This is a genomic window from Vibrio sagamiensis NBRC 104589, assembly GCF_007990935.1.
Taxonomy (GTDB): Bacteria; Pseudomonadota; Gammaproteobacteria; order Enterobacterales; family Vibrionaceae; genus Vibrio; species Vibrio sagamiensis.
The window spans coordinates 1-14,306 of sequence record NZ_BJXJ01000017.1 but is presented as its reverse complement, the minus strand read 5'-3'; the positions used below and the strand labels follow the sequence as shown (position 1 = coordinate 14,306).

Below are 14,306 nucleotides of genomic sequence, written 5' to 3'. Positions count from 1 at the left end.
CTACTGATTACCCTTTTTCTTACGGGCAGTCTATATGATGCGTCTTTAGTTTTTACTTCTTTGCTTTAGCAAAAGCTGCTGCAAATGCACCGCCCATCGCACTGTTGGATGATGAGTCATCGCGACGAGGTTGGTGTTGACGCGGTTGTTGAGGTGCAGAGTTACGTGGTGTGGATGAACGTTGGCTACGGTTATCTTGGCCGGGCTCATCGCTTAAGCGCATGGATAAAGCAATACGTTTACGCTGTACATCGACTTCCATTACTTTGACTTTGACAATGTCACCAGCTTTTACCACCTCACGTGGATCGGAAACAAAGCGATCGGTCAGGGCTGAAATATGCACCAAACCATCTTGGTGAACACCAATGTCAACGAATGCACCAAAATTCGCAACGTTGGAGACAACCCCTTCTAAAACCATTCCTGGTTCCAAGTCTGCGACCGAATTGACGCCCTCAGCAAAGGTTGCGGTTTTGAATTCTGGACGTGGATCACGACCTGGTTTGTCCAATTCTTTAATGATATCGCTGACGGTTGGTACACCAAAATGCTCATTGGTGTAATCAACGGCATGCAGATTCTTTAGAAAACTTGAGTCGCCAATTAATGCTTTAATGTCTTTACTGTTTTTCTCTGCAATGGCTTTCACCACAGGGTAGGCTTCTGGGTGAACCGCAGAGGCATCCAATGGATTTTTGCCGTCCATAATACGCAGGAAACCTGCACATTGTTCGAAGGCTTTTGGCCCTAAGCGAGGGACTTTTTTCAGAGCAGTACGGGCATCAAAACGGCCATTTTCATCGCGGAAAGTAACGATATTTTGGGCGATGGTGGTCGACAGTCCCGCAACACGAGTGAGTAGAGCCGCAGAAGCCGTGTTCACATCGACGCCGACTGCGTTTACACAATCTTCAACGATCGCATCAAGACGTTTTGCGAGCATGGACTGACTGACATCGTGTTGGTATTGACCCACTCCGATCGATTTCGGGTCAATTTTTACTAATTCTGCCAGAGGATCTTGTAAGCGGCGAGCAATCGAAACCGCACCACGCAGGGAAACATCCATATTCGGAAATTCTTTTGCTGCTAGCTCAGAAGCCGAGTAAACCGACGCGCCTGCTTCACTTACGATGATCTTTTGTACTTTCAAGCCACCACGCTTGATGACGTCTGCAACAAAGCTGTCGGTTTCGCGTGAGGCGGTTCCATTACCGATCGCGATTAAATCAACATTATATTTGCGCACCAACTGGTCAACGATTTGCATCGACTTGTCGTATTGCTTCTGTGGTGGGTGAGGGTAGATGGTCTCGGTCGTCAGGACTTTACCTGTTGCATCGACAATCGCAATTTTTGAACCCGTTCTCAAGCCCGGATCGAGGCCTAAGGTGGCACGTGGTCCTGCAGGCGCAGCCATTAATAGATCTTTGAGATTGGTAGCAAACACTTCTATGGCTTCGACTTCTGCGCGTTCTTTCATCGCGCCCATGAGTTCGGTTTCCATGTGCATTGATACTTTAATGCGCCATGCCCAGCTAATGACCTGTTTGCGCCATGTATCAGCAGGAGCGCTACTCAGGGTCACGCCGTAATGATCGGCGATAAGGGTTTCACAATAAGACTGACGAACGCCTTCTTCTTGAGCAGGATCGGCATCCATGGCCAAAGTCAGGAAGCCTTCGTTACGGCCACGTAGCATGGCGAGTGCGCGGTGAGAAGGAACCTTACTCAAAGGTTCGTTATGATTGAAGTAATCTTTAAACTTCTCCCCTTGCTGTTCTTTGCCTTCCACGACTCGGGCACACATTTCAGCGTTTCGATTGAGATAAACGCGGATCTTTTCAAGCAAGTCAGCATCTTCGGCAATGCGCTCCATGATGATCGCTCGTGCACCATCAAGAGCCGCCTTAGTATCAGCTATCCCTTTTTCAGAATCAATATATTGATTTGCTTCGTTTTCTGGGTCAGTTTGAGGGTGTTTCCAAAGCTGGTTGGCCAGTGGTTCGAGCCCGGCCTCGATCGCTATTTGACCTTTGGTGCGACGTTTAGGTTTATAAGGCAGATATAAATCTTCTAAGCGCGTTTTACTGTCTGCTTGTGTGATGGCTTGTTCCAATTCAGGTGTGAGTTTGCCTTGTTCCTGAATCGACTTAAGAATTGCTTGGCGACGCTCATCCATTTCACGTAGATAAGAGAGTCGGCTGTCTAAGCTACGGAGCTGAGTATCGTCCAAGCCTCCAGTAACCTCTTTACGATAACGAGCAATAAATGGGACTGTGTTACCGTCATCAATCAATGTCATAGCAGCGGTAACTTGCTCGGGGCGAACGTTCAGCTCGTGAGCAATCATGCGACAGATAGCTTGGCTCATCCGTGTATTCTCTTTCAATTTATGTAGGTATTGGTATGGTACAGAACATGGGGGTACTTAATAGCATTTACAATGTTTGATATTTAAACCTCGAGAAACCGTCATATGTAAAAGTGCCTATCGTTTGAACTTAATGATATTAATATCACTCTAACGAGAGACTTAAAACAGAGTTATGATGAAGAAAACCTAAATAAAAATTTACCCGTTGTCGATGGACAGCAGGCAGAAAAATGTCAAAGCTGTAATCAAATTCAGAACTTAGTTATTTTGAACTTTGCAAATTGTTCATAGCCTATATGGGAAACCAGATGAAGAAAATGTCTTTAATATTGGCACTATCCGGTGCCTTACTTGCACAGCCATATGCTTGGTCGCAAACGCTTTACGCGACAACGCAAGATCCGATTTATCAACTTGATGATAAAATGGTTTTAGGCCGCATGGAGAAAGTCTACTACTCTGATGTTGCTGAACTTGAGCAAGTCCCATTTAGCGGTAAGATTGATACTGGTGCAGACAGTTCATCGATGCATGCTGAGCAGATTCATGTTTACAGTACTCACCCTGATTTTAAAGATCTTAAAGATAACGCTCTAATGCGCAGTATTGTTGATGAAGTCGGTGGAACAAAAGAGGCTCGAGATCATGAAAATCTTAAGCCCTATCAGCTCAAAGTTAGTTTCATAATTCGTCATCCGTATACAGGTAAGCCGATTAAAATTACCGATGACTTGGAACGAATCAGTGCTATTCGCAATCGTACAGAAACACAACCGATTTTACGTCCAACCATTACTATGCCAATGACTATCGCTGATCATACCGTTGATATGGTGGTTAACTTGACAGAACGTACCCAATTTTCCACTCCAATCCTAATCGGTAAAAGTTATTTGGATAATCATGCTTGGGTTTTTGCAGGCTATGACTATTTACAAGTTCAGCCTGATGCACAAATGATTGGTAAAAAAGAAACGGTCAATATTAACGGGGTTACTTATCGAGTCAGTATTTCCGACACTAACCGCTACACTAGCGTGCATGCTTTAGATATTAAAGTGGATAAAAAGAACAGGCGGATTTCTTTTATGCTTGAAGGTGAAAATGGTAAGCGGCACAAAATGGAATTACCACTCGTGCGAATGCTGAAAACCAGTAAGGGGGAGCGTCCGTCGGTCTATTTACCAGTACAAATCAATCAGACTCACACACAACAGTGGCTAGTCTACTTGCGTGACCGTAGTGGCTACTCCTCACAAGTTAGATTAGGTAAAGATGTTTTGAATCAGTACTTTATGGTCGACACTGAGAGAGAAAACTTACTTGGTGGTGTTAAAAAGTCGTTCAAAGATGTTTTGAGGGCCAAGCCACTAATCATCTCTCCACAAGAGAATATCAGTCTTGACGGTCATCGATTGCCTGCTTATCCAACTTTTACAGTTAAGACTCCTCTATTGCGAGTTGATGGCTTTGAGTTGACAAAAAACAACAAACAAGAACAAGTGACTTTTTATTTGCCAACAGAAAGTGGGGAAGAAGAAAAGATCACTAAGCCAGTGCTGAAAAAGCTCAAAATCGGCAAGGCAATTCGCCCTGTGGTTGAAGGTGAGATAACACTAGGAAGTAAAAAGAAAATACTCAACTTTGCTATTGATGTGTTGAAAAAAGAGGACAAAGGTAAACCTTATTTTACTTTTGGCCATGAGATCAGTAAAGGCGGTGTTTTATTAAATACTCGTACTGACCATTTGTTGGATGCAAAGCCTTTGTTTAGAGCTGGTCATATTGAAGTCGCAGAAGTTGAAGGGCTTTCTTTTCCAGTAAAACTGGATACCGGAGCAGATGTGAGTTCAATTAGTGCACAGAATATCAAGCGCTTTACACAACAAGGCCAAGAGATGGTCAGTTTCACTTATGAGAATGATCATGGAGTGAAAAAGGAGTTTACTAAACCAGTTGTCGATATTATGCGCATTACTGCTAAAAAGGGTGAGAAAGCCAGTGTTCGACCTGTCGTAGAAATGCATGTGAAGTTGGGAGAACTAGAGAAAAAAATTCAGGTTAACTTACAAGATCGCAGCCGCTTCCATTACAGTATGATTTTAGGTAAAAACTTTTTAAAGCATGGTGCTTTAGTGGCTAGTGAGGCGGAGTATCTTCTTACCTCAAAGCCAGAATACGAAAAGTAACGTTTATATAACCCAAGTGGCTTAAATACGTTGAGTATAAAGTGGGGTCACTTGGATCATGACTCAATCTGATAGATAAATTTGGATTATTACTGTGAAAACCAAGCTGATCACCCGAGAAGGTTACAACAAACTCAAAGCTGAACATGATTATTTATGGCATGAGCATCGTCCAGAAATTACGAAAATAGTGACTTGGGCTGCCAGTCTTGGTGATCGTTCAGAGAATGCTGATTACACCTTTAACAAGCGTTTGTTGCGCCAAATTGATCGTCGAGTGCGTTTTTTACGTAAGTTCCTACCCGAAGTGACTATCGTCGATTATTCCCCTCAACAGGAAGGTAAAGTTTTCTTTGGTGCTTGGGTTGAAATAGAAAATGAGGCAGGAGAAGTTAAGAAATTTCGCATTGTAGGCCCGGAAGAGATTTATGGTGATGCAAAAGAGTATATTTCTATCGATTCACCGATGGCACGAGCATTACTTAAAAAAGAAGTGAATGATGAGTTTATTGTTCGTACACCAGAAGGTGACAAGGAATGGTTTATAAATCGTATTTCTTATGACAAAAAATAATGAAGTTAACCTTGTTTTTGAATGTCGTTCAGTCTTTTAGAATAGCACTATACGGTTTAAATTAACTAGTGAAAGAGTGAAAAGCGAGATGAATATAAAAAGAGTAACAATTTGCACAAGCGTATCTTAAAAAACAGTGATACATTCTTGATATAGATGCTTCTGAAAGGGTGTTTCAATGCAAGAAAATCATAAAATTTTAGTGGTTGATGACGATGCTCGTTTACGTGCTCTATTGGAGCGTTATCTTTCTGAGCAAGGTTTTCAGGTAAGAAGTGTAGCCAACAGTGAACAGATGGATCGTTTGTTAACACGAGAGAACTTTCATCTTATGGTGCTAGATTTAATGTTACCAGGTGAAGATGGTTTATCAATCTGTCGTCGACTACGTAATGCAAATAATGCCTTACCCATTCTAATGTTGACTGCAAAAGGTGACGAGGTTGATCGTATTGTTGGCTTGGAGGTTGGGGCAGACGACTATCTACCAAAACCGTTCAATCCACGAGAATTATTGGCGCGAATCAAGGCTGTACTTCGTCGTCAAACCATTGAATTGCCAGGCGCGCCAAGCAGTAAAGAAAAAATTATCGAATTTGGTGAATTTCGCCTAAATTTAGGCACGCGTGAAATGTTCCGTGGTGAGGAGGCGATGCCGCTGACATCAGGCGAATTTGCGGTTCTAAAAGCATTGGTTCTAAACGCACGTGAACCGATGTCTCGCGACAAGCTAATGAATATGGCCCGTGGTCGAGAATATTCAGCTATGGAACGCTCCATTGATGTTCAAATTTCACGCTTACGCCGTATGTTAGAAGATGACCCTAGCAAGCCTCGCTATATCCAAACTGTTTGGGGATTAGGCTATGTGTTTGTACCAGACGGTAGAGAGGTATAACGTCTAGTATCATAATTGCTAGATAGTCTTTAAGACGAAGTGTGCTCTTTGGCAGTTTGACTGACTCGGTTTTATTGCCCAGACTGCTGACAAAGAGTAGGCTCTACCATCAGAGCTGACGACAACAAATATTACTTTAGGGTGTTTTCACTTAAATTCCAAACTTACCTTTTGGTTCAACGACTTATCGTCTTTATTTCATTCGCCTTCCACTCATAAATTGCACACTTTGCGAGGATGGTGTCCAAGGACTTTTTATGCGCATTCGAAGCTCATTTACTCAATCTATTTTGTTGTTTATTACTCTCCTTCTCGCCAGCCAAGCCTTTTCATACTACGCGTTATTTAACTATGCTTTGATGCCCAGCCTACAACAATTCAACAAGATTATTGCGCATGAGTTGAATATTGTGATTGATCAGGATGATTTGCTTAAAGCGGATGCGCCATTACGCCATCAATTATTAGAAAAACTGGGGGTAACAGTTCACCATGCAGATGGCGAAATGAAGCATGAATTTGAGCAGGCGATGTCGATAGATTTAATGTCCTCAGAGATGACACAAGCCCTCGATTCACCGACTGAAGTACGATTATTGCTAGGGGATGAGAGCTATATCCTGTGGGTTAAAATCAATAAATTACCTAACTCCATTATTCGCGTGCCGTTATCAGAGTTGCAAGAGGAAGATTTTATCCCTTTATTTCGCAATAGTTTGATCATGGCCTTACTGATCATTGCTGGTGGTTGGTTATTTATTCGATTGCAAAATCGTCCATTGCTGGAGTTAGAGAAAGCCGCTAAAGGTGTTGGACGAGGAGAAATCCCTGCCCCCATTCCTGAAAGAGGTGCGTCAGAAATCCGTTTGGTAACGCGTGCTTTTAATCGGATGTCAAAGGGGATACAACAACTAGAGGAAGATCGGGCACTGTTGATGGCAGGGATCAGTCATGACTTACGCACTCCACTAACACGTATTCGTCTCGCAACAGAAATGATGTCACCAGAAGACAGTTACCTTGCTGAAGGTATTATTGGTGATACAGAGGAATGCAATGAGATCATAAGTCAGTTTATGGACTATCTCAAACCAGTTGATAAGGACTCGTTTGAGTCAGTTGACCTTAATACTATTGTTAATGAAGTTTCAACTGCAGAAGGGGGATATGAACAAGCAATTGAAACTGAGCTTAGTCATTTCCCACTTGAGGCTTCTGGTAGCCCAATTGCAATTAAACGTGCTGTGACGAACCTGGTCGTCAATGCTCAGCGTTATGGCAATGGTTGGATAAAAATCAGTACGGGTATGACCGCCGACAAAAAGTTGGTATGGGCCTGCATTGAAGATAATGGCCCAGGGATCGAACCATCTCAGGTAGCAAAACTATTTGAGCCTTTTACTCGAGGGGATACGGCTCGGGGCAGTGAAGGGACGGGATTAGGACTCGCGATTGTTAAACGTATTGTTAGCCAGCACTCGGGGTCGATCACGATGCGTAATCGCAGCGATGGTGGTTTGATGGCACAGATCAGCTTCCCAACCCAATGACTCCGTTTGTATGCTGCTCTAATTGGTTACTTGTCTTCCCAAACCTGATATGAAGGTGAATACGTCATCCTTTAGGCTTTGGAATACATATCCCGCTCACCAAGCCAACGATCAATGATAGCAACTGCATTATCGGGGTACTGTTGATGAATATGACGTGAAATGCGTTGAACTTCAGGGATTAAGTGCTGATCACGGATTAAATCAGCGATTTTGAAATCAGCTAAACCGGTTTGTTTGGTTCCGAGCAGTTCACCCGGCCCACGGATTTCTAAGTCTTTCTGAGCGATAACAAAACCGTCGTTACTCTCACGCAAAACGCCTAAACGCTTTTGTGCTGTTTTAGATAAAGGAGAGTGGTAAAGCAAGACGCAGTGACTAGCAACGGAGCCCCTTCCAACTCGGCCTCTTAACTGATGCAGTTGAGCCAAACCAAGACGCTCTGGATTTTCAATGATCATCAAACTTGAGTTGGGCACATCTACACCGACTTCAATAACGGTCGTTGCAACCAACAAATGCAGCTTATTGTCTTTAAAGTCCTGCATTACCGCTTGTTTCTCATTGGGTTTCATTCGACCATGGACTAAGCCAATTTTTACGTCGGGCAATGTACGTTGCAGCTCTTCGGCGGTGTCGGCGGCGGCTTGCGCTTCTAAAACCTCAGACTCATCAATCAGTGTACACACCCAATACGCTTGTTTACCTTCGTTTAGACAAGCATGTCGAACACGTTCTACGATGTCGTCACGTTTGGTATCAGGTATGGCAACAGTCTGAATTGGCGTTCGGCCCGGTGGTAATTCATCAATCACCGAGGTTTCAAGATCGGCATACGCCGTCATCGCTAGGGTTCTTGGTATTGGCGTGGCTGTCATGATCAACTGATGAGGATACACGCCTTGTTTGGTGCCTTTCTCTCTCAGTTCTAAGCGTTGGTGAACGCCAAATCGATGTTGTTCATCAATAATGACTAAGGCTAGGCGTTTGAATTCGACGTGCTGTTGAAATAGCGCATGAGTGCCAACCACCATTTGTGCTTCACCACTGGCAATCCTGGCCAGCTCAGTTTGTTTTGCTTTCCCTTTCAATTTACCTGCTAACCAGCCAACTTGGATGCCCATTTTTTCAAACCACTGCGAAAAATTAATAGCGTGCTGTTCAGCGAGTAATTCTGTCGGAGCCATTAAAGCCACTTGATAACCATGTTCGATTGCCCGGACGGCGGCAAGGGCGGCAACCAATGTTTTTCCTGAACCAACATCGCCTTGCACTAGGCGCATCATTGGATGTGCTTGTTCGAGATCGGCTTCAATTTCTTTCACGACGCGCGATTGAGCATTGGTCGGAGAAAAGGGCAATTGCTGAAGTAACTGTTGCTTTAATGTATCACAAGCGGTAAGAGGGAGCGCAGCATCTTGCTTTCCTTTACTCCGTACAGCCAGCATGGACAGATTTTGTGCCAGTAACTCTTCGAGAATCAGACGAATTTGAGCAGGGTGCTTACCTTGATCAAATTGGGTTAAATTGATATTCGGTGGAGGCCGATGGATAGTATGCAGCGCTTGAGCCATCGAGAGTTGATTAGGGTAGAGCCCTGTCGGTAAGAGTTCCTGGACGGCGGCTTTATCTAATAGTGTTAGGGCTTGCTCAGTAAGGTTGCGTAACGTGATTTGGCGCAAGCCTTCTGTGGTGGGATACACTGGAGTTAAACTTTGTTCCACACCTGGCTGCTGTTCATTGAGATAAAATTTGTAATCAGGGTGAACGATTTCCAGCCCCATTGCACCGCGTTTAATTTCTCCATACGCGTGAACAGGTTTGCCTTGAGAAAAGTTATTTTTCATCGCGGCGGTAAAATTAAAAAACCTCAAGGTGACAGTGCCGTTACCATCGCTGATTTTAACCGTCAGCATTTTTCGCTTACCAAACGCGGTATCCACTGCCATGACCTTGCCTTGAACCGCAGCCCATAAGCCGGCATGAAGCTTTACCATTGGATAGATACGGGTGCGGTCTTCATAACGCAATGGTAGGTGAAACAGTAAATCCTGAACGTTATGTAAACCGACTTTAGCCAGTTTTTCTGCGACTTTAGCGCCAACGCCGGACAAGGAGGTTAAAGGAACAGCAGATAACAATTGGGCAGACATAAGGGGCTCAAGAAAATGGTTAACATAGTAGTATGTTAACCAAGTTGCTGTGTTTTTGTACAGGAAAAAATAGGTAAGTATTCGTGAGGAGTAGAATTTCGCTGTCCCCGTTATTCCGAGGGGACGGAGTGACATAGGAATTGACTTGTCGTTAGTGTCTAAGTGAAACTTATGTTAGTAACATTAGCCTGCTCAGACAGTCGATCCTGAATCACGCTCCTTCACCGCTGTTCAGGATAACTAGAGTGGATTACTTGCTTTGCATCTCTTGCCACCATGCATCATCTGCAATAATTTGGCCTTGTTCGTCAAGTTGTGGGTAAGTGAGCCCTTTGCGTTTTGCTACCTTGGCTAACACTGGGTGACCACGCTCAAATAAAATACGGTTGATGGTCTCTTGGTCTAGAGCACTGTTTTCACGTTGATACATACCCGCAGCTTCACGTTGGCGCTGCGCTTCGTAAAGAATCACAGCGCTAGCAACAGAGACATTCAGTGACTGCACCATTCCTATCATAGGAACAATAATATCTTGATCCGCGAGCTTTTTTGCTTGCTCCGATGCGCCTACTTTTTCGCTGCCGAGAATGATTGCTGTCGGTTTGGTGTAATCGATATCACGAAAATCAACGGCACCCTCAGACAAATTTGTCACCAAGACTTGCATGCCTTGTGCTTTTAATTGTGTGATGGCTTCATCAATTGAATGATGAGTCTCCACCTCTACCCAGTTACGAGCACCTGCTGAAGTATGGCTGAGTGTGCGCATTTCATCTGGCCAAATAGCATGCACTTTGTGTAACCCCGTAGCATCAGCAGTACGAATAACTGCTGAGACATTGTTGGGCTTATGGACTTCTTCGAGGCAAAGGGTAAGGTCCGTTTGGCGTGCTTTGAGCACCTGATGGATACGATGGTAACGTTCTAGGTTCATAATCTATTTTGCTATAAAAAAAGCCACCCTATTTTATCGGGTGGCTAGGGTTTGGTAGGTCGACTTTGAGTGGTTAGTGCTTACGTCTTCTTACTCGGGTCGCTTGTGCCATGCTTTTGATTTTTCTCATGATACTAGCAAGATGCACACGATCTTTGGTACTGAGCAACACGGTGACGGTATACATTCTACCATCACGTTCTTCGGTTGAAAGTCCATGGATATTGGAGCCCGTTTTGGAGATGACATTCGTCAGCTCTGCAAGTGCACCTTGATTATTGAGCATATCGACTTGGAGTTCAGCAATAAACTCTTTGTTGTAGTCATTTGACCAAGCGACCGCCATGTATTTTTCAGGTTCCCTTTGGTAACCACGAACATTAGGACAGGTTTCTCGGTGCACTACAAGCCCTCTACCTGGTGAAACATGTGCAATAATGTGGTCATCAGGGATAGGGTGACAACAGTTAGCGAAAGTCAGTAATAATCCCTCTGCACCGCGAATTGGAAGCTTTTGATTAGTATCACTAGGGATCGAACTGGTGGTGGTCAATTCATCAGTATCGCCCAATAGACGGCGGGCAATCACGATGCTCATCAACTCACCTAGGCCAATCGCTGCTAATAAATCCTCAATACTTTCAAGACGTAAATCAGTGAGAACTTCTTGGATGTTCTCGGGATAAATAGAGTCAATTGAGTGTCGACCAAGAGCATGATTGAGTAAGCGACGGCCAAGTGTGATTGATTCTTCACGACGCATTGTTTTGAGTACTTGACGTATCTTGGTTCGTGCACGTGATGTTACTACATAGTTTAACCAAGCAGCGTTTGGGCGAGCACCTGGGGCACTAATTATCTCGACAGTTTGACCATTTTTGAGAGCTTGGCTAAGAGGGTAAGGATATCTATCAACACGAGCACCAACACAGGCATTACCTACGTCGGTGTGTACCGCATAAGCGAAGTCAACAGCGGTTGCACCTAAAGGTAACTCGACGATGCGGCCTTTAGGCGTGAAGACGTAAATTTCATCTGGAAAGAGGTCAGATTTTACGTTTTCAATAAATTCAAATGAGTTGCCAGCGCTCTGCTGAAGCTCAAGTAAGCTTTGCATCCAGCGTTGTGCTTTGACTTGCGCAGTAGTGCCGGATTTGTCGCCCTTTTCTTTATAAGACCAATGTGCAGCTACCCCTTTATCAGCCATTTGGTCCATATCTTCAGTACGAATCTGAACTTCAACAGGAACACCATGTGGGCCAACCATCGAAGTATGTAAAGATTGGTAACCATTAGCCTTGGGTACAGCTATGTAGTCTTTCATTCGACCAGGACGAGGTTTATACAGGCTATGGACTTGACCGAGAGCACGATAACAAGTGTCGGCAGATTTAACCACGATCCGAAAGGCATAAATATCCATGATCGTATGAAAACGTTGCTCTTTAGTTTTCATCTTGTTGTAGATGGAGAATAAGTTTTTCTCACGACCAGAAACTCGAACTTTTAAACCAATATCGTGTAGACGACCTTCTATTTCGTCATGAATACGCTGGATCATTTCTTTACGATTGCCACGTGCTGCCTTGACGACTTCTTTTAGGACTCGATAGCGATTTGGATAAAGAGCTTCAAAGCCAAGTTCTTCAAGCTCGGTCTTGATGTTATGGATACCCAGGCGATGTGCCAAAGGGGCATAAATTTCGAGAGTTTCACGTGCAATGCGGCGTTTCTTATCCGGGCGAAGAGCACCCAAAGTACGCATGTTGTGAGTGCGGTCAGCCAGCTTAATCAGTATGACGCGAATGTCTTGTACCATGGCGAGAACCATTTTACGGAAGTTCTCTGCTTGAGCCTCTTTCCGGTCACGAAATTTGAGTTTGTCCAGTTTAGATACACCATCAACCAGATCGGCCACTGTTAGGCCAAATTTCTCTTCAAGATCTTCTTTGGAGACGTCACAGTCTTCGATAACATCGTGCAATAAAGCCGCTTGGAGAGTTTCAATATCAAGGCGCATTTCAGCTAGGACCCTAGCCACAGCAACAGGGTGAATAATGTATGGTTCCCCACTAGAGCGGGTTTGCCCTTCATGGGCATCTCTTGCTACCACATAAGATTGACGCAGAGCCTCAATTTGAGGCTCTGTTAAGTATTCTTGGGCAACATCTTTGAGGCTATCGAATAGATACAAATTATAGGCCCGGAAGGTAAATGAAATCTAAAGACAGAATTAACGGTTGTGAGCGATGCTACTTACTGCCGCTAGCTCTGCCGCTTCTTGCTCTTGTTGTTCTTGACGTTCACGTGCATCAAGAACTTCTTTAGTGATTAAACCTTCTTCGATTTCGCGTAGAGCGATAACCGTTGACTTATCGTTCTCTTCTGGCACTAGTGCATCTTTACCGCCAGTTTGCATTTGACGAGCGCGGCGTGCCGCAATCAGTACTAGGTCGAAACGGTTGCCAACTTTTTCAACAGCGTCTTGAACAGTTACGCGTGCCATGAGGACTCCAATAATTAACTAAATTTTGAATGACGAGAAAGTATACAGTCTTCGAAACATATTTACTAGCAATAAGATCAGGCTAGCATAACTTTCTTCAGGTTTTTACTTCATTTTTAAAGATACCCAGAAACCTTGGGTTAAGCTAGGTATCGTCCAAAATTAGTAAGGAAAAAATACAGTCGCGAGTAAGACCGTAACGAGTTAGATAGAGGAATGCTCCCCGATTACTCAGCTAAAAGAGCGTCAAGCATGCCTTTATATTTTGCAGCTTGCTTTTCTGCTTTCAGTCTTTCTGCGCGCAGGATGGCTTTGAAGTCGAGCAAAGCAGTATCGAAATCATCATTGACAATGATGTAGTCATATTCATTGTAATGAGAAATTTCGGATTTTGCTTCGGCCATTCGCTTGGCAATCACATCATCACTGTCTTGGCCACGTGTGTTTAAGCGGCGTTCGAGTTCACCATTTGATGGTGGTAGGATAAACAGGCTTTTGGCTTGTGGCATTTGTTGGCGAATTTGACGAGCACCTTGCCAATCAATATCAAGGAAAACATCGATGCCCTTTTTCAACGTCTCTTCTATCCATACTCGAGATGTGCCGTAAAAGTTACCAAACACTTCTGCATATTCGAGAAAATCACCTTTCGCGATCAGCGACTTGAAAGTATCTTGCTCAACAAAGTGGTAATGAACGCCATCGACTTCACCTGGGCGAATATTACGAGTAGTGTGAGACACAGATACCTTCATCGCGTAAGTCGGATTACGTTCCAACATCGCTGAGATCAAGCTAGATTTACCTGCACCACTTGGTGCCGATACGATATAGAGAGTACCCTTGCTCATTGTACTGTTCCACGGTTGGTTAGATGAACTGCCGAAAAGAAATTGACGGCATATTATAACGATAGCACTGGCGTTAATTGTGTCTACACCAAAGTCATTGATTTAGTGTCAGAGAGAGTTGCCAGAAAAATGGAGTCGAAGCGTATCACCTTCTTAAGATGGTGGCTAGCGAATATGTATTATTGTAAGGTTCAGTGGTAAAGAGTGTTGAGGTGAATAAAAAAAGCCGCTACAAAAGTAGCGGCTTTTGAAATGTTAACTTATTCTATTT

The 14,306-nt window shown here is 43.9% G+C and carries 10 protein-coding genes; 4 read left to right on the top strand and 6 right to left on the bottom strand.

Going from position 1 to position 14,306, the window contains the following annotated elements:
• Positions 1-52 precede the first annotated feature (52 nt).
• Complete coding sequence (locus VSA01S_RS09825; protein ID WP_039980437.1) at positions 53-2,377, bottom strand: Tex family protein; 2,325 nt, start codon at positions 2,375-2,377, stop codon at positions 53-55.
• A gap of 311 nt (positions 2,378-2,688) precedes the next feature.
• On the opposite strand from VSA01S_RS09825, the gene VSA01S_RS09820 reads away from it, so the two are divergent.
• The 4 genes from VSA01S_RS09820 (at position 2,689) to envZ (ending at position 7,591) form a co-directional block, all read left to right on the top strand.
• On the top strand, positions 2,689-4,569 hold the full coding sequence (locus tag VSA01S_RS09820; RefSeq protein WP_039980438.1) for a putative ATP-dependent zinc protease: 1,881 nt from the start codon (positions 2,689-2,691) through the stop codon (positions 4,567-4,569).
• Positions 4,570-4,663: 94 nt separating this feature from the next.
• Positions 4,664-5,143 (top strand): transcription elongation factor GreB, encoded by a 480-nt coding sequence (gene greB, locus VSA01S_RS09815; RefSeq protein WP_039980439.1) that lies wholly within the window; start codon positions 4,664-4,666, stop codon positions 5,141-5,143.
• A gap of 178 nt (positions 5,144-5,321) precedes the next feature.
• Positions 5,322-6,041 carry an osmolarity response regulator transcription factor OmpR gene (gene ompR, locus VSA01S_RS09810; protein WP_039980440.1) on the top strand — a complete coding sequence of 240 codons (720 nt, stop codon included), beginning with the start codon at positions 5,322-5,324 and terminating at the stop codon, positions 6,039-6,041.
• 257 nt (positions 6,042-6,298) lie between these two features.
• Complete coding sequence (gene envZ / locus VSA01S_RS09805) at positions 6,299-7,591, top strand: two-component system sensor histidine kinase EnvZ (RefSeq protein ID WP_039980441.1); 1,293 nt, start codon at positions 6,299-6,301, stop codon at positions 7,589-7,591.
• 71 nt (positions 7,592-7,662) lie between these two features.
• Here envZ and recG read toward each other — a convergent pair whose 3' ends face one another.
• The 5 genes from recG to gmk form a co-directional block, all read right to left on the bottom strand.
• Complete coding sequence (gene recG, locus VSA01S_RS09800) at positions 7,663-9,744, bottom strand: ATP-dependent DNA helicase RecG (protein WP_039980442.1); 2,082 nt, start codon at positions 9,742-9,744, stop codon at positions 7,663-7,665.
• A 250-nt stretch (positions 9,745-9,994) separates the two neighbouring features.
• The gene (gene trmH / locus VSA01S_RS09795; RefSeq protein WP_039980443.1) at positions 9,995-10,678 is read right to left on the bottom strand and encodes a tRNA (guanosine(18)-2'-O)-methyltransferase TrmH; all 684 of its coding nucleotides are present in this window, start codon (positions 10,676-10,678) and stop codon (positions 9,995-9,997) included.
• A gap of 73 nt (positions 10,679-10,751) precedes the next feature.
• Positions 10,752-12,872, bottom strand: a complete 2,121-nt coding sequence (gene spoT / locus VSA01S_RS09790) for a bifunctional GTP diphosphokinase/guanosine-3',5'-bis pyrophosphate 3'-pyrophosphohydrolase (protein WP_039980444.1) — start codon at positions 12,870-12,872, stop codon at positions 10,752-10,754.
• A 39-nt stretch (positions 12,873-12,911) separates the two neighbouring features.
• The gene (gene rpoZ, locus VSA01S_RS09785; RefSeq protein ID WP_039980445.1) at positions 12,912-13,184 is read right to left on the bottom strand and encodes a DNA-directed RNA polymerase subunit omega; all 273 of its coding nucleotides are present in this window, start codon (positions 13,182-13,184) and stop codon (positions 12,912-12,914) included.
• 227 nt (positions 13,185-13,411) lie between these two features.
• Positions 13,412-14,035 (bottom strand): guanylate kinase, encoded by a 624-nt coding sequence (gmk, locus tag VSA01S_RS09780; RefSeq protein WP_039980446.1) that lies wholly within the window; start codon positions 14,033-14,035, stop codon positions 13,412-13,414.
• Positions 14,036-14,306: the final 271 nt, after the last annotated feature.

Bases quoted from the DNA above. Each gene is read 5' to 3' on its own strand.
- VSA01S_RS09825 (WP_039980437.1), bottom strand. From the start codon at position 2,377: ATGAGCCAAGCTATCTGTCGCATGATTGCTCACGAGCTGAACGTTCGC.
- VSA01S_RS09820 (WP_039980438.1), top strand. From the start codon at position 2,689: ATGAAGAAAATGTCTTTAATATTGGCACTATCCGGTGCCTTACTTGCA.
- ompR (WP_039980440.1), top strand. From the start codon at position 5,322: ATGCAAGAAAATCATAAAATTTTAGTGGTTGATGACGATGCTCGTTTA.
- envZ (WP_039980441.1), top strand. From the start codon at position 6,299: ATGCGCATTCGAAGCTCATTTACTCAATCTATTTTGTTGTTTATTACT.
- recG (WP_039980442.1), bottom strand. From the start codon at position 9,744: ATGTCTGCCCAATTGTTATCTGCTGTTCCTTTAACCTCCTTGTCCGGC.
- trmH (WP_039980443.1), bottom strand. From the start codon at position 10,678: ATGAACCTAGAACGTTACCATCGTATCCATCAGGTGCTCAAAGCACGC.
- rpoZ (WP_039980445.1), bottom strand. From the start codon at position 13,184: ATGGCACGCGTAACTGTTCAAGACGCTGTTGAAAAAGTTGGCAACCGT.
- gmk (WP_039980446.1), bottom strand. From the start codon at position 14,035: ATGAGCAAGGGTACTCTCTATATCGTATCGGCACCAAGTGGTGCAGGT.